This is a genomic window from Mycolicibacterium vaccae NBRC 14118 = CIP 105934 (assembly GCF_001552715.1).
Classification (GTDB): Bacteria; Actinomycetota; Actinomycetes; order Mycobacteriales; family Mycobacteriaceae; genus Mycobacterium; species Mycobacterium vaccae.
In genome coordinates this window covers 1-18,622 of the sequence record NZ_BCRS01000127.1, presented here as the reverse complement: position 1 = coordinate 18,622, position 18,622 = coordinate 1, and the positions used below count along the sequence as shown (strand labels likewise).

Genomic DNA, 18,622 nt, shown 5'->3' with positions numbered 1-18,622 from the left:
GGCGCCGCAACGGGTCTGGCGTGCCGCGGTCCGGTGTGCGCGGCGGCGTACGCCGCGGTGTCGGGATCGAGTGCCACGCCGGGCCGGCCCGCGGCGCTGCGGCTGTCCAGCGCACGGGCGAAGTCGATGCACCGGTCGAACCGGTCGGTCGACGACTTGGCGAGCGCCTTCTCGAAAGCCCTTCCCAGTGACGATAATTCGGGCCGGTGCAGCGAGATCGACGGCGGCTGCGCGGTCAGGTGCCTGCTGATCACGATCGCGGGATTGGTGTGCGGGAACGGCGGTCTTCCGGTCAGCAGCTGAAAAGCCGTGGCGGCCAGCGCGTACTGATCGGCACGGCCGTCGATGTGTTCGTCGGCGGTCAGCTGCTCGGGAGCCGAGTAGGCCACCGTCCCGACGGTCATGTTCGTCCCGGTCAGCGTGCTGACCTCACCGACCTTGCGCGCGATCCCGAAGTCGGCGAGCAGGATGCGCTCGTTGTCGGTCTCCGGATCGGCGATCAGGATGTTGGCCGGTTTCACGTCGCGGTGCAGCAGGCCGCGCTGGTGGGCGTAGTCGAGGGCCTCGCCGACCGCGGTGACGATCCTGATCACCAGGTCCGGCGGCATGCCGTCGGGATACCGGTCGGCCTGGAGCGCGGCGGCGTCGGTGCCCTCGACGTGGTCCATCGAGATCCACAGCCGACCTTCGAACTCACCGCGGTCGTGCACCTGCACGATGTGCGGATGCCACAGCGTGGCGGCGATGTCGGCCTCGCGGTGGAAGCGCTGCCGGTACTCCTCGTCGGCGCACACCGACGCCGACAACACCTTCAGGGCGTCATAGCGCGGCAGCCGGGGGTGCGCGGCCAGATACACCTCGCCCATACCGCCCGAACCCAACAGCCGCGCGACCGTGTACCCCGAGATCACCTCGCCGGCGGTTAGCGGCATGCGCGGAATCCTATGCTGAAACGGCCTGCGACGTCAGGAACGATCGCGGAATCGCTGCCTGCGGCCGCGCATCCGGTCCACCAGCCCGGCCACCGCTTCCGGGTCCACCGTCGGGATGGTGGTCGACTCCCGGATGATCGCGCGCAGGTCGACGCCGTCGATGACCTTGTTGGTCAGCGCGATCAGGTCGATCCGGCCGATGATCGCGTCGACCGCCTCGGCGGTGATCCGCTCCCGGACCAGGTCGTCGAGGTCGAGTTCGTCGACCACCGCCGTGACCACCGCCGACAGCACGGCCTGCGCCTCCTGCCTGCCCCGGGTGAACAACCCGCCCACCAGAGGCAGCGTCTCGCACGCGCGGTACGCGGAGATCAGCAGGGACGACGGGGCTTCGGCACCCTCGTCGCTGGGGTCAGCGGGGGGCACCGAGGTAGGGGAAGTCGGGGAGTAGATCGGTGGGCGTGCTCGGGCCCGAGAAGCTCTTCTGGCCCTTGGTGAGGAATTTCGACCGGTAGTCGGCGACGTCGTCGGTCAGCCTGCGCCCGTTCGGGTATCGCGCCGGGCCGGTCGGCTTATAGGTCAGCACGTCGGGCAGCGTGCCCTCGGCCTCGATCGCGTCGATCGCCTCTTCCCGGGTGTATCCCCCGGTGTCGGCCATCAATTCGATCAGGTGGCCCATCCAGCGGGCCCGGTCGCGGTTGGGCTCACCGGCGCTGTACTCGGCGAGTTCCTCGTCGGTGGAGAAGAACCCGCTCACCCACGGATGCGCGACGCGGTCGGCGTGCACCCAGCCGTCGTCGCCCAGCACGCTGCAGCGCGCCCACACCCGCACGTCGGGGCCCGCACCGAGGTAGGCGGTGGGCAGCTCCACGGCCATCGCGATGACGTTGGTGTCGGTGAACCAGGCGTCCCGGCGGGCACCGGCGAAGAACACGAATCCGCCGCCGCGCGAACGCCAGATGTGCGGCTCCTCGAACGACACGTCGACGTTGCCGAAGATCTCCGACCCGCACGCGGACTCCACCCGGGCCTCGGCCTGCAGCGCGAGCCGGACGTCGACGAGCTGTCGCGGGCGCTCGCCGTCGAAACGCGGTTCGGAGAACACGAAGTTGAACGCGATGTCGTTGCGCAGATCGCCGTCGTTGTCGATCCCGATGCGGTACACGGCATGGGGATGCAGCGGGCCCGCTTCCGGGTTCGCCGTCAGGATCAGCGTGGTGCGTGCTGGGTCGCTCGGCGACTGGAAGACGTACAGATCGCACAGATCCAGACGGGGGTCGCCGAGCGGCGCAGTGCGCCTCAGCCCGGTGAAATCAGTCGACACAGGCTCCATCCAACCGTACCGGCCCTTTAGATCGGCGTCAGGCCATGCTTGCGCTGCACACGATTGATCTGCTTGTCCCGCAGCAGATGCATGCACTTGCGCAGCAGCAGCCTGGTTTCGTGGGGTTCGATCACCCCGTCGATGAAGCCGCGCTCGGCGGCGATCCATGGCGTGGCCAGGCTGGTGTTGTAGCCCTCGATGAAGTCGGCCCGGATCTTCTGCACCTCGGGTGCGGTCGGATCGGGGAACCGCTTGACCAGCAACTGAGCAGCACCTTCGGCGCCGATCACCGCGATGCGGGCGGTCGGCCAGGCGAAGTTGAAGTCCGAGGTCAGCTGCTTGGACCCCATCACCGCGTACGCGCCGCCGTAGGACTTGCGGATGGTGATGGTGACCTTCGGGACGTCGGCCTCGACGACCGCGTTGAGGAAGCGGCCGCCACGCTTGATGATGCCGCCCTTCTCCTGCTCCACACCGGGCATGAACCCGGGCGTGTCGACGACGAAGACCAGCGGTGTGTTGAACGAGTCGCAGAAGCGGACGAATCGGGCCGCCTTGTCGGAGGCCTCGTTGTCGATCGCGCCGGACATGTACATGGGCTGGTTGGCGATCACGCCCACCGGGCGGCCGTCGATCCGCGCGAACGCGGTGATGATCGCCGGGCCGGACTGCTCGCCCACCTGGAACACGTCACCGTCGTCGAAGATCCGCAACAGGATCTCCATCATGTCGTAGGCCTGGTTGTCCAGGTCCGGCACGATGGTGTCCAGTTCGAGGTCGTGCGGCGTGACCTCCGGCTCCAGCCCCGGGTTGACGATGGGCGCGTCGTCAAAGGTGTTGGCGGGCAGGAAACTCAGGTAGTCGCGGACGTACTGGAACGCCGCGGCCTCGGACTCGACGACTTGGTGGATGTTGCCGTACCGGGCTTGCGCGTCGGCGCCGCCGAGCTCGTCGAGGCTGACGTCCTCACCGGTGACGTCCTTGATGACGTCGGGGCCGGTGACGAACATGTAGCCCTGGTCGCGCACCGCGACGATCAGGTCGGTCTGGATCGGCGAGTAAACGGCACCGCCGGCGCACTTGCCGAAGATCAGCGAGATCTCGGGCACCAGCCCGCGCAGCAGTTCGTGGCGGCGGCCGAGTTCGGCGTACCAGGCCAGCGACGTCGCGGTGTCCTGGATGCGGGCGCCGGCCGAGTCGTTGATGCCGATGATCGGACAGCCGACCATCGCCACCCACTCCATCAGCCGGGCGACCTTGCGGCCGAACATCTCTCCGACCGAACCCTGGAACACCGTCTGGTCGTGGCTGAACACGCCGACCGGGCGGCCGTTGATGGTGCCGTGGCCGGTGACGACGCCGTCGCCGTACAGCGCGTCGGGGTCGCCGGGGGTCTTGGCCAGCGCGCCGATCTCCAGGAAGCTGCCGGGATCGAGCAAGGAGTGGATGCGGGCCCGCGCGCTCGGGATGCCCTTCTTCTCCCGTTTCGCGACGGCCTTCTCACCACCGGGCTCCTTGGCCAGCTCCAGCTTCTCGCGAAGTTCGGCCAGCAGTTCCGCGGTCGTTCGTTCAGTCACTTGCTCTCGCTCTCGGCCTGAATAGCGTTGATCGCCTGGCTCATATGGGCGCCGACCTTTGCAATGTAGGGCTCGTCGATGGCCTGGATGTGCTCGCCCCCGATCGGCACGACCTCGAGGTCGTCGACGAACTGGCCCCAGCCGCCGTCGGGCTGACGGGTCGCGTACCGCGGCTCGAACATGATCGCGTCGTCGTGGTAACGGTCGGCCATGTAGAGCGTGACGTGCCCGTCGTAGCGCTCGATCTTCGCGGTGTCGAGCGCCCGGTTGTCCAGATAGGACGTGCGCTGGTGCTCGATGATGCCGCCGGGAATGTCGACGCCGCTGTCCTTGACCGCGTCGAGGACGAACCTCACCTGACCCTCGTCGTCGAGTTCCTCGAGCTGCTCGTACGGGATCGCCGGGATCTCGACGTTGAAGGTGCGCTGGGCGAACAGTGCGTAGCGGTCCCAGCGGGCGCGGATCTCCTCCTTGGTCTGCGGCACGTCCTCACCGGCGCGCACGGTGTCGATCAGGCCGACGAACCGCACGTCGGCGCCCTGGCTCTTCAGCCCGACCGCGCACGCATAGGCCAGCGCCCCACCCAGTGACCAGCCGGCCAGGATGTAGGGGCCCTTGCCCTGGATCTCCATCAGCTTCGGCACGTACTCGCGGGCCCGCTCCTCGATGGAGCCCTCCACCCGCTCGATGCCGTACACCGGGGTGTCGGCCGGCAGCCGCTTCATCAGCGGCTCGTAGACGACGGTCGAACCGCCGGCCGGGTGGAACACGAACACCGGGACGCGGGTGGACCCTTCGGGCCTGGCCCGCAGCGTGCGGACGAACCCGTCGAGCTCACCGGCGTCCATCTCCTCACGCACCTCCGAGGACAGGTCCTGGATCGTGCGGGCCGCCTTGACCTGTTCGGCCGTGATCGTGCCTTCGGCGCGTTCGGACAGACGCTGGGCGATCTTCTCGGCCACGTCGTCGGCGATCGACGGCAGCTCGTTGAAGATGCCGCCCGGCGACTTGCCGGTGACGATCGCCCACGTGGCGAACGTGACCCGCTCGGCCGCGTCGCGCGGCGGCACGTCGGCGCCGAGGGCCTCGGTGACGGCTTCCTGGGTGAGGACCTTGGCGGCCATGCCTGCGGCTGACGAGCGCTCGCGCGAGGAACCATCAGAAGCTGACGAGCGCTCGCGCGAGGAACCATCAGACCCCGAGGGCTTTTCGGCGGCCGGGCCGGACGGGTCGGACGGCGGAGCCGGAATCGAGGGTCCCGACGGATCGGTCGGCGGCGGCGGAACCTGGGCCTCGACGGCATCGGTGGCGATCGCCGCGGCGTTCACCTCGGTACCGGACTCGGCCGGGGCCGCGATCGGATGGCCCGCCTCGGCGAGCTTCGCCTCGAGCTCGGCGACGGTGGTCGCCCCGCCCATCAACTCGGCTTGGGCCGCGGCGATCTCCTCGGCGCTCTGCCCCTTCTGCGTCTCGGCGAGCTCCTCGACCTGATCGCGGTTCTCGACCGCGTACGCGATCAGTTTCTCGACCGCGTACAGGTTGGCGTCACGCACCGCGGTCAGCTGGATCGGCGGCAGGTCGAAGTCGTACTCGACGCGGTTCTTGATGCGCACCGCCATCAGCGAGTCGAGGCCGAGTTCGATCAGCGGCACCTCCCACGGCAGGTCCTCGGGCTCGTAGCCCATGGCCGCGCCGACGATGGCGCCGAGGCGATCGCCGATGGTCTCTCCGGAGTCCGGCGACCACTTCGCGAAGCCGGCGGCCAGACCCGCGCCCGCGGTGAGGTTGTCCTGCAGGATCGCCGCGTCTTCCTCGGGCTCGGGTTCCGTTGCGGCGACCAGTGATCCGTCGGCGATCGTGCCTGCGCCCACCGCGGTCGGCAGCGCCGACTGCGCACCGGCGCGGGTCACGATCGCGTCGTAGACGAGCGTGAACGACTCGTCGATCCGGGCGTGCACCTGCACTCCGGCTCCGCCCGGGTGCCGGGTCAGGGTGGTCACCAGCCGTGCACCCTCGGCGGGCACCGCACGCTGCTCGGACGCCGTCAGCTTGGCATCCGGAATCACCTCTGCCGCAGCGGCTTTGACCAGCGCGGTCAGCATGGAAGCGTCGACCGCGCCACGTGCGCGGTACTCCCAGACATGCTTGCCGTCCGGGGTGGCGACGTGGTTGCCCGGCATGACCGTCGAGCTGTCGCCGGTGAAGTTGACCTCCAGCCAGTGCGGCTTGCGCTTGAACCGGGTCGGCGGGATCTCGGCGAAATCGGTGGCCGGATCCACCGGCCGGTCCGCCGGCAGCGGGAACAGCGTCCGAAGGTCCAGGTCATGGCCGTGCACATACAGGTGCGCCATAGCCGTGGTCATCGAGTCGACCTCGTCCTGCTTACGCGCGAGCGTCGGGATCAGTTGTGCGTCATGCAGACCCGCGTCAGCGGTGGTCAGCCCGACCTGCATCAGCGCCACCGGGTTGGGTGCCAGCTCCAGGAACGTGGTGTGCCCGTTGTCGACGGCGTTGCGGATGCCGTGCGTGAAGTACACGCTGTGGCGCAGGCCTTTCTTCCAGTAGTCCACATCGTGGATCGGGTCGCCCCCCGCGCGGATCAGGTTGCCCTCGTGCACCGTCGAGTAGTACGGCACCTGGATCGGATTCGCCTGGATGCCTTGCAGTTCGGCGGCGAGCTCACCGAGCAGCGGATCCATCTGCGAGGTGTGGCTGGCGCCCTTGGTCTGGAACTTGCGGGCGAACCTGCCCTCGGATTCGGCGCGCGCGATGATCGCGTCGACCTGGTCGGGCGGACCGCCGATGACCGTCTGGGTCGGCGCGGCGTACACGCACACCTCGAGGTCCTTGAAATCCGAGAACACCGTCTGGATCTCCTCGGCCGAGTACTCGACCAGCGCCATCAGCCGGATGTACTCGCCGAACAGCATCGCCTCACCCTCACCCATCAGGTGCGAGCGCGAGCAGATGGCGCGGGTGGCGTCCTCCAGCGACAGACCGCCGGCGAAGTAGGCGGCCGCCGCCTCGCCGAGCGACTGGCCGATCAGTGCACCGGGTTTCGCGCCGTGCGCCTTGAGCAGCTCGCCGAGGGCGACCTGGATCGCGAAGATGACCAGCTGCACCTTCTCGATCGGCAGCTCGGTGGTCTCGTCGGTGTAGTCGATCGCGTCGTCGAGGATGAGCTCGAGGATCGAATGCCCCCGCTCGTCCTGGATGAGGGCGTCGACCTTGTCGATCCACTCGGCGAACGTCGCGTCGCGCAGGTACAGGCTCTTGCCCATCTTGCGGTGCTGGGCGCCGAAACCGGCCAACACCCAGACCGGACCGTTGGTGACCGGACCGTCGGCGCTGATCACGATCGGGTTCGGTTTGCCCTCGGCGATCGAGCGCAGTCCCTTGACCGCCTCGTCGTGGTCGTGGGCCAGCACCACCGCGCGCGACCGGCCGTGGTTGCGGCGCGACAGCGAACGACCGATCGACTCCAGCGACGCCGCGCGGCCCGCAGGGCTGTCGATCCAGTCCGCCAGCTCGGCGGCAGTCGCCCGCTTGCGGGAGGTCAGGAAGCCCGAAACAGCAATGGGCACAACCGGAGTGGGCGGGTTCTCCGCCTCGGCCGCGGCGAGCTCCTCGCGGGCGGCCTCCAGCAGGCGCAGCGCCTCGTCGGTCAGACCGGGGAGCTCGGGCTCCTCGTCGTAGGCCACGGCCGGGCGGTCCAGGCCGTCGTCGTCCCGGTCATCGGGCATGAACTCGCCGTACTCGTCCATCCGCACACCGCCGACGTACACCGCCTGGGCATCGTCGGTGGCCGGGGTGACCACGGCGACCTCGGGTTCCGGTGCGGGCTCGACGAGATCGGTGGGCAGCACCTCACGCACCACCAGATGCGCGTTCGCGCCGCCGAACCCGAAGCCCGACACACCGGCCACGGCGTGGCCGCTGTAGCGCGGCCAGTCGGTGGTGGTGTCGGCGACCTTGAGATGTTCCTTCTCGAAGTCGATGTAGGGGTTGGGGCCGGTGTAGTTGATCGACCGCGGGATCTTGCCGTGGTACAGCGACAGCGCGACCTTGGCCAGGCTGGCCGCACCCGCGGCCGATTCCAGGTGACCGATATTGGATTTCACCGCACCCAACAGCGCGGGCTTGTCGTCATCGCGGCCGCGGCCGATGACCCGGCCCAGCGCGTCGGCCTCGATCGGGTCGCCGAGGATGGTGCCGGTGCCGTGCGCCTCGACATAGTCGACGCTGCGCGGGTTGATGCCGGCGTCCTTGTACGCCTTGCGCAGCACCGCTTCCTGCGCGTCCGGGTTCGGGGCGAGCATGCCGTTGGACCGGCCGTCGTGATTGACCGCACCACCGGCGATGACCGCCAGGATCTGGTCGCCGTCGCGGCGGGCGTCCTCGAGGCGCTTGAGCACCACCATGCCGCCGCCTTCGGAACGGGCGTATCCGTCGGCGTCCTTGGAGAAGGACTTGATGCGGCCGTCCGGTGCCAGCACCCCGCCGACCTCGTCGAAACCGATGGTCACCAGCGGGGTGATCAGCGCGTTGACGCCGCCGGCCAGCACCACGTCGGCATCACCGGCACGCAGGGCCTTGATGCCCTCGTGCACGGCCACCAGCGACGACGAGCACGCCGTGTCGATGGCCATGGACGGCCCGCGGAAGTCGTAGAAGTACGACACCCGGTTGGCGATGACCGCGCTGGAGTTGCCGGTGATCGCGTAGGGGTGGGCCACGGCCGGATCGGCGACCGACATGAACATGTAGTCGTTGGTCGAGCTGCCGACGAACACACCGACGTTCTCCCCGCGCAGGCTCGACGCCGGAATCCGCGCGTGCTCCAACGCTTCCCAGGTCAACTCCAACGCCATCCGCTGCTGCGGATCGATGTTGTCGGCCTCCATCTTCGACAGCGCGAAGAACTCGGAGTCGAAGCCCTTGATGTCGCGCAGGTAGCCGCCGCGGGTACGCGCCTTGGCGACCCGTTCGGCGACCCGGGGCTCGCTGAGGAACTCCGACCAGCGGCCCTCCGGCAGGTCGGTGATCGCGTCGCGGCCCTCCATCAGGGCCTCCCACATCTCCCCGGGGGTGTTCATGTCGCCCGGGAACCGGGTGCCCACCCCGACGATCGCGATGTTCGCGACACCCTCGTCGACCTCACGGGACCAGTCCTCGGCGTCCAGCGCCTCGTTGTCCTGCTCGGGCTCACCCTCGATGATCACCGTCGCCAGCGACTCGATCGTCGGGTGCCGGAACGCCACGGTGGCGGTCAGCGTGACACCGGTCAGGTCCTCGATGTCGCTGGCCATCGCGACCGCGTCGCGCGACGACAGCCCGAGTTCGACCAGTGGGGCCGACTCGCTGATCGAATCCGGCGACTGACCGGTCGCGTTGCCGACCCAGTTGCGCAGCCACTCACGCATCTCGTTGACTGTCATGTCCGGGCCGCGCTTATCCGGATTCTGCTGTTCTTGCGCCATGTCTATTCAACCCTCACGATCGCGTCGCGACCGGCACGGCCGCCGAAAAATGTTGAGCGTCAGTCCGATTCGTCCGGGAACGCGTTGGCCACCCGGCCGCTGCGCAGGCTGCCGTCGAGGTACGCCGACCGGCATGCGCGGCGGCCGATCTTGCCGCTCGACGTCCGCGGGATCGCTCCGGCCGGGGTCAGCAACACATCGCGCACCGTCACCCCGTGCCGGACCGCGATCGCGGCGCGAATGTCGTCGGCGATCGGCCCCATCTCCAGCTTGTGCGCACCGGGTGCGCGCTCACCGACGATGACCAGCTGCTCGGAAGTGTCCTCGGGATCGCGCTGGAGTCCGGCGTGGCCGTCGGCGAACACCTCGTCGGGAAGCTGGTTGGCAGGCACCGAGAACGCCGCGACGAAACCGGTCCGCAACGCCTTGGTGGCCTCCTGCGCGGAGTACTCGAGGTCCTGCGGGTAGTGGTTGCGGCCGTCGATGATCACCAGATCCTTGACGCGGCCGGTGATGTAGAGCTCGCCGTCGAAGTAGGCACCGTAATCGCCGGTGCGCACCCAGGTCGCGTCGTCGGTCGCACCTTGCGCGTGCGACGGCGTGGTGCGCGACTTCAGCGTGTTCTGGAAGGTGGCGATGGTCTCCTCGGGCTTGTTCCAGTAGCCCGTGCCCATGTTCTGGCCGCTGATCCAGATCTCGCCGATCTGGCCGTCGGGCAATTCGGACGCGGTCTCGGCGTCGACGATGACCGCCCACTCCGCGACCCCGACCTTGCCGGCCCCGGCCTGCGCGACGGCCTTCGGCGAGTCGTCTGCCACCGGCACGAAGCGGTGCGCGTTGAGCTCGTCGCGGTCGACGGAGACGATCGTCGGCGATTCGTTGGCCGGTGTCGTCGACACGAACAGGGTGGCCTCGGCCAGCCCGTAGGACGGTTTGATGGCCTGCGGCTGGAATCCGTACGGGCCGAACGCCTCGTTGAACCGGCGCACGGTGGCCGCCGAGATCGGCTCGCTGCCGTTGAGGACTGCCTTCACGTTGGACAGGTCCAGCGGTTCCTCGCCGTCCTTCGGCACCCCGCGCGCAGCGGCATGGTCGAACGCGAAGTTCGGCGCCACCGAGATGGTGCCGCCCTTGTCGCCCTCTTTGCGCGCCATCGCGCGAATCCACCGGCCCGGACGCCGGACGAACGCCGCGGGGGTCATGAACTCCACGTAGTGGCCGATCACCGTGGGCAGCAGGACGGTGATCAGCCCCATGTCGTGGAAGAACGGCAGCCAGGACACGCCACGGTCGCCTTCTTCACCCTGGAGTGCCTCGATCACCTGGACGACATTGGTGGCCAGGTTCAGGTGGGTGATCTGCACACCGGTCGGGATGCGCGTGGAGCCGGAGGTGTACTGCAGATAGGCGATGGTGTCGTGGGTGACGTCCACCGGCTCCCAGGTGGCGCCGACCTCGTTGGGCACCGCGTCGACGGCGATGACGCGCGGACGCTGGTTGGCCGGGCGGGTGCGGAAGAACTTGCGCACCCCTTCGGCCGCCTCGGTGGTGGTCAGGATCGCCGACGGTGTGCAGTTGTCCAGCACGGCGTGCAGCCGGCCGACGTGGCCCGGCTCGTTCGGATCGAACAGCGGCACCGCGATGCGGCCCGAGTACAGGGTGCCGAAGAACGCCACCAGGTACTCCAGGTTCTGCGGGCACAGGATCGCGACCCGGTCCCCGGGCTGGGTGACCTGCTGCAGGCGTGCACCGACGGCCCGGTTCCGGGCGCCGAAGTCGGCCCAGGTCAGGTCGCGCGCCACCCCGTCACGTTCGGTGGAGAAGTCGAGGAACCGGTAGGCCACCTTGTCGCCACGCACCTTGGCCCATCGTTCGACGTGCTTGACCAGGCTCCCGTTGTCGGGGAATTTGATCAATCCGTCCTTGATGAACGGGTTGTGGAAGGCCATTCGTTACTCCAATCAAGCGGGCTCACTGTCCCGAAAAACCCCGGGCATCGTACCGGGAAATTGGCTGCCCACCCATCAGCCACAGCATCCGCTCTTAGCTTTTCCTTAAACTCCCATAATGCTAGGCGACCTACCCGGTCCGGCCAAATTCGACCCCGGTCGTTCCGGTCACAGGTCAGCCATGTTTTGGCTGCGGAGCGTTACTCACCAGATTCTGCGCCCAGCTCAGCGTCCATCCGGTCGCCGGCAGGCCGTCCACGCTCCAGAACTGCGGCGTGGCGTACATCGCGTGCACCGGTTGACCCGCCCCTCCGGCCAGCACCTCCAACGTCTTGGGCAGCTGGGTGATGTTGAACGCAGACTCCGGCGCCGCACAGATCAGGTCACCGCGGGCGCAGATCTCGTTGGTGCGGTCGTTGAGCGCCCCGAACCCACCAGGCCGCGGCCCGGTCATCGACAGGCCCAGCGCAGACAGCGTCGGCACCTCGTGCAGCGTGATCTCCGCGCCCTGCCCCGGCGCATTGGGACCGACGTCCACCCCCACTCCGGACTGCCTGCGGCCGTCGGCGATCAGCGTCACCCCGAGCACCAGGTCCTGGTCCACCGGGCCGCGGCCGTTGCCGATGTCCGACGCGATGTCACCGGCGATCACCGCGCCCTGCGAGAAGCCGACGAGCACGTAGCTGGTCAGCGGGCACCGCTCGTTCATGTCGGTCATCGCCTGCACGGCGGCGCGCGTGCCCTCGGCGCGGCTGTCGTTGTAGGACATCTGACGGTCGGCCGACAGCGGATTGTGGAACTGCGCGGTGTAGGGAACCGTGAACACCTCCAACCGGTCCGCACCGAACTCGGCCCGGATCGGGTTGGTGACGTTGAGCAGCAACGCGGCCGGGAACTGCACCGGGTTGAACGGGTCCAGCTGCACCGATGACTCCCAGGTGCCCGGGATCGAGATCAGCTGGACGTCGGGGCAGCTGGCGTCCTGGAAGTCAGGGCGCGGCTTCGACGTCGGGGGCACCCCCGGGGACGGCACCGCCGATGGGGGCACCGCCGACGGCGGGACGTCGGGCCTGCGCAGTACCACGATCATGATCGCCACGATCAGCACCACGACGAGGCCCACCGCGCCTGCGGCGAACAGCGCCAGAAGGCGGTGGCGTTTCCGCCGGTTGGCCGGCCGGTTGGCCGACCGATTGGACTTGGCCATGCTTCAGGTACTCCTGTGCTCCATGCGTGCGCGGGTTGTGCTCGTGCTCAGCAGAGTCGCTCGGTCGCGATCCGAATGTAGTCGGCGGTGGCGGCGTCGACGTCATCTGCCGACGGCGTCTGCAGCGCGCCGCTGTCGTCCCCGTCGGAATCGTCGATGTCGTCGCGCACCAGCGGGACGATGAAGTCCCAGACCGCGTGGTCGTCCTGCCCCGCCGCCCGGGCCTGGCACACGTAGGAGCCGATGCTCAGCGCCGACAGATCGCTCGACGGCGTCACCCCCACACCGTGCAGAGCCTCCAGGTACTCCCGCTGGCGCGGGGTGACGACGAGCGCGTTGGAACCGGTCGCGCGGTGGGGTCCCGGCGCTTCGGCGGTGGACCGGCCGTGCGGCGGCGCGGTCTCGACCTCGGAACCCATCCCGGCGATCATGTCCGTGTTCAGCGAGCAGCCGGTCAGCCAGGCCGCCGGGATCGCGAGTAGCGCAGACAGCCCCGCCATTCCCGTTCTCGCCGAGCGTGAGCCGTGTTGCACGCCTCCAAGGTACCGGGCGCGCGGGCCGCTCCCGGTTAGCGAACCGTCGCGACGAGTTCGCCGGTCATGGCGGCGAGCTGGCCGCTCCACGAACCCCAGTCATGGTTTCCCGAGGTCGGAAAGTCGAAGTGGCCGTTGCCGCCGCCGGTGGCCCGGTAGTGCTGATAGAACACTCGGTTGCTGCCTTGAGCCTGGTCGCAGTAGCCGATCATCGCGGGCACGTCGGTGCACGTCGTGGTTGCCGGGCTGTAGACCCAGAGCCGGGTGTTGTTGTTCGTCAGCAGCTGCACGTGGACGTCGGGGTCATGCCACTTCCAGCGCCCGAGCTGTGGCAAGCCCCACATGTTCCGGGTGTCCACGCCGCCGAAGCGGGCCAGCCCGGCGGTGATCGCGCCGTTCATCGCGGTCGAGGACGGGGTCAGGAACCCGGACAGGGAGCCCGCGAAGCGGTAGCGGTCGGGGTGGAACGCGGCCAGTGTGAGCGCAGCGGTGCCGCCCTGGGCCGCGCCGACGACGGCGTGCCCGTTCGGTGCGATCCCCTTGTTCGCGGCCAGCCAGTTGGGCAGCTCGTCGGCCAGGAAGGTCTCCCACTGCTTGCTGCCGTCCTGCTCCCAGTTGGTGTACATGCTCCACGCCCCGCCGGCCGGCGCGGCCACCGACAAGCCGAGCCCGGACAGCGTGTTCATCGCGTTACCCGCGGTGACCCAGTTGCTGACGTCGGGGGCGGCGTTGAACGCGTCGAGCAGCACCACCGCGTGTGGCCCGCCACCCTGGAACGCGACCGGGATCGCGCGGCCCATCGCCGCCGAAGGCACCATGAGCATCTCGACGCCCTGCGCGTGGGCGGCGGGGGCGGTCACCCCGCCGAAGATCGCCGCCGCGGCCAGCAGCGCCGTCGCGAGCGCCCGAAACATCCCCTGCATCTGCCACCTCATCTTTTCGCGCACCTCGCGGGTCCGGTCCCGCTTCCGCAGTAGTGAATCACATCACCTACCGCGGTCGACGGCCAAAACAGCGACGGCGGTGACCCTCGTCAGAGGATCACCGCCGTCGTCCGATGAGTTGCTAGCCGCCCGAGGCCGGGGCCACGACCGGTTCGGCCGGAGCCGAGGGCTGCGGCACCGCGCCGAGCACCCGCTGGATGTCGGGCTTCATCTGCTGCAGCTGCTGTCCCCAGTAGGGCCAGTCGTGCGTGCCGCCGGAAGGAAAGTTGAACACGCCGTTCTTGCCGCCCGCGGCGATGTACTCCTCCTGGAAGGTCTTGTTGGTACGCAGCGTGAGGCTCTCCAGGAACTTCGCGGGCAGGTTGTCGCCCGCCACGCTGCCGTTGACCTCGGCGGGCTTGCCGTTGCCGCAGAACACCCAGATGCGGGTGTTGTTGGCGACCAGCTTGCCGATGTTGACCATCGGGTCGTTGCGCTTCCAGGCGCTGCTCGGGTCCTCGGTGCGACCCCACATGTCGTTGGCCTTGTAGCCGCCCGCGTCACCCATCGAGATGTTGATCAGCATCGGCCACCACCCCTCGGACGGGTTCAGGTAGCCCGACAGCGACCCGGCGTACTGGAACTGCTGCGGGTGGTAGATCGCCAGCGTCAGCGCCGCCGAACCGGCCATGGACAGACCGACGGCCGCGTTGCGGTTCGGGTCGACCCCCTTGTTGGCGGCGAGGTAGGCCGGCAGCTCCTGGGTCAGGAACGTCTCCCACTTGTAGGTCTGGCAGCCGGCCTTACCGCAGGCCGGGCTGTACCAGTCGCTGTAGAAGCTGGACTGCCCGCCGACGGGCATGATCACCGCGAGACCCGAGTCGACGTACCACTCGAAGGCGGCGGTGTTGATGTCCCAGCCGTTGAAGTCGTCCTGGGCACGCAGGCCGTCGAGCAGGTACACGCCGGGGGCGTTCGGTCCACCGCTCTGGAACTGGACCTTGATGTCGCGGCCCATCCCTGCGGATGGCACCATCAGGTACTCCACCGGCAGGCCCGGACGTGAGAAGGCGCCTGCGGTGGCGGAGCCGCCCACGGCGCTGATCAGGCCGGGCAGCAGGACCGCCGCGAGCGCGGCTACCGTGAGCCGGCGGCTCAGGCTACGAATGACTCTGGGGAGCGCCCCAACGAGCTTCATGCTTGTAGATTTCCCATCTGTCGTAAGCAACAGCAGGCCCGCGTCCTAACGGACGGTTCCCACGAACGGCCACTGTGCCCGTGTAGTCAACCACACCTTTGTGGCGATCTCTTTTCCGCGAGCGCGGGCGCCGCGGAGGTGTGAGGCCCTCGCGGACCTCCTCACATGCCTTATCTGACCGACATGGCTTCAGCGTTACGTAAGCAGAAAAACTGCTCAGCCGACAAATCGCCCGCGGTCACGGCCCGGTGGGAGGAAGTCCGGCATACGGCGGGTTGACCGGTTCGGGCAACGGCAGCCCACACCGCCGCAATTCGTACAACGGCACCCGGTCGATGCGGTAGCGGGTGAACTCCGCGGCGTGCACCAGATTGGACAGAAAACGCCTGGGCCCCATCGGAGCCCGGATCGCGTCCAGGACGGAGACGGTCTCGGGGCAGTTCAGCGCCGCCTCGGCCTGCCGGATCCAGTCCTCGTCCAGATATGCGGGGATGTAGGGCTCTTCCTTGAAGAACGGCCCCTCGGCCACCGCCCAGTCCGGGAACAGGTTCTTGTCGTGCCCGATCCGGCCGTCCTCGATCCGGGCGGTATGTGCCGCAAGAGGATTGGCTAGACCGATCTGGTCGATGACCCGGACGTCGAGACCGACGTTCATGCTGACCATCCCGAGGTTGGTGAAGAACACCGTCTGCGGACCGCGGTAGTCGGGCGGTGCGTCCGGCGGCGGCGGGTAGGCCGGCACGACGTCCCAGGTGTCGTAGTTTCCCGACGGCAGCCACAGGGCACCGTCGGGGGTGTTCTGGATCGCGACGAGCACCGCGCGCATCCGCGGATAGTCGAGATAGTCCGCGGCGGTGAGCGGATGGGCGTGGCCGGTCGCCTGCGCGTAGAAGCGGCGTTCGTCGACGATGCCGGTGTAGGTGACGCGGGTGGCGTCGGCGCCCATGCCGTTGCTGTTGGCCGCCCACAGCGACCAGCCCACCACCCCGAGCCACAGCAGGCTGGTGGCACCTGCGTACAGATAGCTTGCGCCCCGGGCCATCCGACGACGGTCGGGAAGCATCAGGGGAATCACCGCCACCGGGGCCAGCAGGCAGAACAGCGGCGTCAGCAGCACCCGGCCGTGCATGAAGTCGCCGCCCTGCCGGATCCAGTACACCGCCTGCAGGAAGCCGCTCAGCAGCATGAAAATCACGACCGCAGAAGGACTTTGCACCATCCGGGCCAGCCATCCGGCGTCGGCGGTGCGCGGCCGGTCGATCCGCACCGGCCTGCCGCACAACAGCCTCACCATGACCGCCAGCCCGACCAGCAGCACCGCGGGCGCCCACAGCAGGTACGGCTGGTTGAAGTTCGCCAGGTACACGAAACCCTGCTGCCACTTCGCGCCAGAGGCCTCCTTGGCCAACGCGGTGCTCGGGAACAGCAGTCCGTAGTAGCCCATCCGGAAGATCTGGTAGCCGACGGGCAGCAGCCCGCCCGCGGCGACGATCAGCGCCCGGGCCCGCCAGTCCTTCGCCGCGATCAGCATCATCACCAGCGCCAGGCCGCCGATCAGCGCGAGTTCGGGACGCACCAGCACCGACAGGCCGGCGACGAAGGCCAGCGTCAGGTCGAAGGCGCGCGAGGTGGGTGTGCCGCGGCGGGCCTGCCCCCAGACGACCATCATCCACCACAGCAGGCCGAGATAGGCCAGCACCAAACCGTTTTCGAGCCCGGAGGTGGCGAAGTCGCGGGCCGGCGGCACCGCGATGTAGACCAGCACGCCCGCCGGCAGCAGCACGGCCTGGCGTCCCCTGAGCGCCGGCGCGTACAGCCGGGCGGTACCCAGCATCACCAGCACGACGCCGAGCACGCTGAGCACCAGGGCCAGCGTCAGCGCCACGTATTCCAGCCGCGCCGCGCCGGAGACGAGACCGCCGAGGTACATCAGGTACGACCACGCCGTGGACGTGTTGGCCTCCACCCGCTCCCCGGCGTTGAACACCGGGCCGTTGCCTGCCAACAGGTTCCGTACCGTGCGCAGCACGATCAGGCCGTCGTCGGCGATCCAGCGTCGCTGCCAGGCGCCCCAGCCGAACAGCAGCGCCACCAGGGTGACCGACACCCACAGACTCACCCGCATCCACACGTCGGACGGGATGGAAGGCCGGCGCACAGGCGCCGGCGGCGTCAGCGTCTCAACTGAGGATGACTGCGGCACCGACGGTCCCAATCCACGCCAGCGCCATCAGCTGGAGCACCCGGTCCTTCAACGCGATCTCCTCGGGCTCGCCAGCCAGGCCGCCGTCGACGTCGACGGCGTAGCGCAGGATGGCGATGGTGAACGGGATCATCGAGACCACGAACCACGAGGTGCCGCCGGTGGCGTCCCTCTCGAAGGCCCACAGCCCGTAGCACAGCACCAGCGCGGTGGCCGACAACGTCCACACGAACCTCAGATACGAGCTGGTGTAGCTCTCCAGCGATTTCCGGATCTTGGCGCCGGTGCGTTCGGCCAACTGGAGTTCGGCGTACCGCTTTCCGGCCGCCATGAACAGCGACCCGAAGGCCATGGTGAGCAGGAACCACTGGGACAGCGGCACTTCCGCGGCGACGCCGCCTGCGATGGCCCGGATCAGGAAGCCCGACGAGACGATGCAGATGTCGATGACGGCCTGGTGTTTGAGCCCGAAGCAGTACGCCAGCTGCACGGCGATGTAGACCGCCATGACCATGGCCAGGTTCGGGCTGACGACGACCCAGGAGATCGCCAGGGACAGCACGCCGAGGGTGACGGCCAGCACGTAGGCCAGCGGCTCGGACACCACGCCCGCGGCGATCGGCCGGAACCGCTTGGTCGGGTGGGCACGGTCGGCCTCGACGTCCCGGGCGTCGTTGACCAGGTACACGCTGGAGGCGGCCAGGCTGAAGACCACGAACGCGACGGCGACGTTGAGCAGCAGTGCCGGCCAGTCGTCACGCATCCGGTCGACGAAGCTGGCGTCGGCCAGCGCCGCCACCGGCGCCGCGAACACCAGCACGTTCTTGACCCACTGCCGCGGACGGAGGGCCTTGACGACGCCGGCGGCCAGATTCTTCGGCGGCCCTGCCGCCGGACCTGTCTGCTGACCCACCTCGGACGTGCTCATCGCGGTGTCCTCCTACGATCCCGGGCCGCGAGCTTGTCGCCCAGCCTGCCGACTGCTTTTCCGACGACCGCCCCGACCGCCACCCCGGTCAGCACGTCGCTGGGATAGTGCACGCCGACGACCAGACGGGACAACGCCATCGGCGGCACCAGCAGCGCGGCCAGCGGCAGCCCGGTCGGGCGCGACAGCAGCACTGCGGCCGCGGTCGTCGAGGTGGCGTGCGCCGACGGGAAACTCAGCCGGCTCGGGGTCGCGACGTTGACCGCGATCGCCGGATGGTGCGGCCGCTGCCGGCGCACGACCCGCTTGATGACGACGGCCGCGGCGTGGGCGAGGAACGCCCCGGCGCCCGCGGCGAGGTAGTCGCG

Annotated in this window: 13 protein-coding genes; all 13 read right to left on the bottom strand. The window is 68.8% G+C overall.

Annotated elements, in window-relative coordinates:
• Positions 1-932 (bottom strand): serine/threonine-protein kinase (locus MVA01S_RS21520; protein WP_060941686.1); only part of this gene is annotated, 932 nt, incomplete at its 3' end.
• Positions 933-965: 33 nt separating this feature from the next.
• Complete coding sequence (locus MVA01S_RS21515; RefSeq protein WP_003931280.1) at positions 966-1,358, bottom strand: hypothetical protein; 393 nt, start codon at positions 1,356-1,358, stop codon at positions 966-968.
• Positions 1,345-2,256: a DUF4331 family protein gene (locus tag MVA01S_RS21510; protein WP_003931281.1), complete on the bottom strand. Its 912-nt coding sequence runs from the start codon at positions 2,254-2,256 to the stop codon at positions 1,345-1,347. The genes MVA01S_RS21515 and MVA01S_RS21510 overlap by 14 nt, the downstream gene beginning before the upstream one ends.
• A gap of 26 nt (positions 2,257-2,282) precedes the next feature.
• A complete protein-coding gene (locus MVA01S_RS21505; RefSeq protein WP_003931282.1) occupies positions 2,283-3,833 on the bottom strand; it encodes an acyl-CoA carboxylase subunit beta in 1,551 nt (516 codons plus the stop codon).
• On the bottom strand, positions 3,830-9,313 hold the full coding sequence (pks13, locus tag MVA01S_RS21500) for a polyketide synthase Pks13 (protein WP_060941685.1): 5,484 nt from the start codon (positions 9,311-9,313) through the stop codon (positions 3,830-3,832). Before pks13 ends, MVA01S_RS21505 begins: the two co-directional genes overlap by 4 nt.
• A 59-nt stretch (positions 9,314-9,372) precedes the next feature.
• Positions 9,373-11,262 carry a long-chain-fatty-acid--AMP ligase FadD32 gene (gene fadD32 / locus MVA01S_RS21495; RefSeq protein WP_003931285.1) on the bottom strand — a complete coding sequence of 630 codons (1,890 nt, stop codon included), beginning with the start codon at positions 11,260-11,262 and terminating at the stop codon, positions 9,373-9,375.
• Positions 11,263-11,437: 175 nt separating this feature from the next.
• Positions 11,438-12,469 carry a carboxylesterase Culp6 gene (gene culp6, locus MVA01S_RS21490; protein ID WP_003931286.1) on the bottom strand — a complete coding sequence of 344 codons (1,032 nt, stop codon included), beginning with the start codon at positions 12,467-12,469 and terminating at the stop codon, positions 11,438-11,440.
• Between the two features lie 47 nt (positions 12,470-12,516).
• On the bottom strand, positions 12,517-12,969 hold the full coding sequence (locus MVA01S_RS21485; RefSeq protein ID WP_003931287.1) for a DUF732 domain-containing protein: 453 nt from the start codon (positions 12,967-12,969) through the stop codon (positions 12,517-12,519).
• A 68-nt stretch (positions 12,970-13,037) separates the two neighbouring features.
• On the bottom strand, positions 13,038-13,925 hold the full coding sequence (locus MVA01S_RS21480; RefSeq protein ID WP_003931288.1) for an alpha/beta hydrolase-fold protein: 888 nt from the start codon (positions 13,923-13,925) through the stop codon (positions 13,038-13,040).
• 142 nt (positions 13,926-14,067) lie between these two features.
• Entirely contained in the window at positions 14,068-15,123 is a 1,056-nt protein-coding gene (locus MVA01S_RS21475) for an esterase family protein (protein ID WP_040541696.1), read from the bottom strand.
• Positions 15,124-15,361: 238 nt separating this feature from the next.
• Complete coding sequence (gene aftB, locus MVA01S_RS21470; protein WP_081529079.1) at positions 15,362-17,326, bottom strand: terminal beta-(1->2)-arabinofuranosyltransferase; 1,965 nt, start codon at positions 17,324-17,326, stop codon at positions 15,362-15,364.
• Positions 17,304-18,254 (bottom strand): decaprenyl-phosphate phosphoribosyltransferase, encoded by a 951-nt coding sequence (locus tag MVA01S_RS21465; protein WP_003931291.1) that lies wholly within the window; start codon positions 18,252-18,254, stop codon positions 17,304-17,306. The genes aftB and MVA01S_RS21465 overlap by 23 nt, the downstream gene beginning before the upstream one ends.
• A partial coding sequence (locus MVA01S_RS21460; protein ID WP_060941684.1) for a phosphatase PAP2 family protein occupies positions 18,251-18,622 on the bottom strand: 372 nt, incomplete at its 5' end. The genes MVA01S_RS21460 and MVA01S_RS21465, both read right to left, overlap by 4 nt.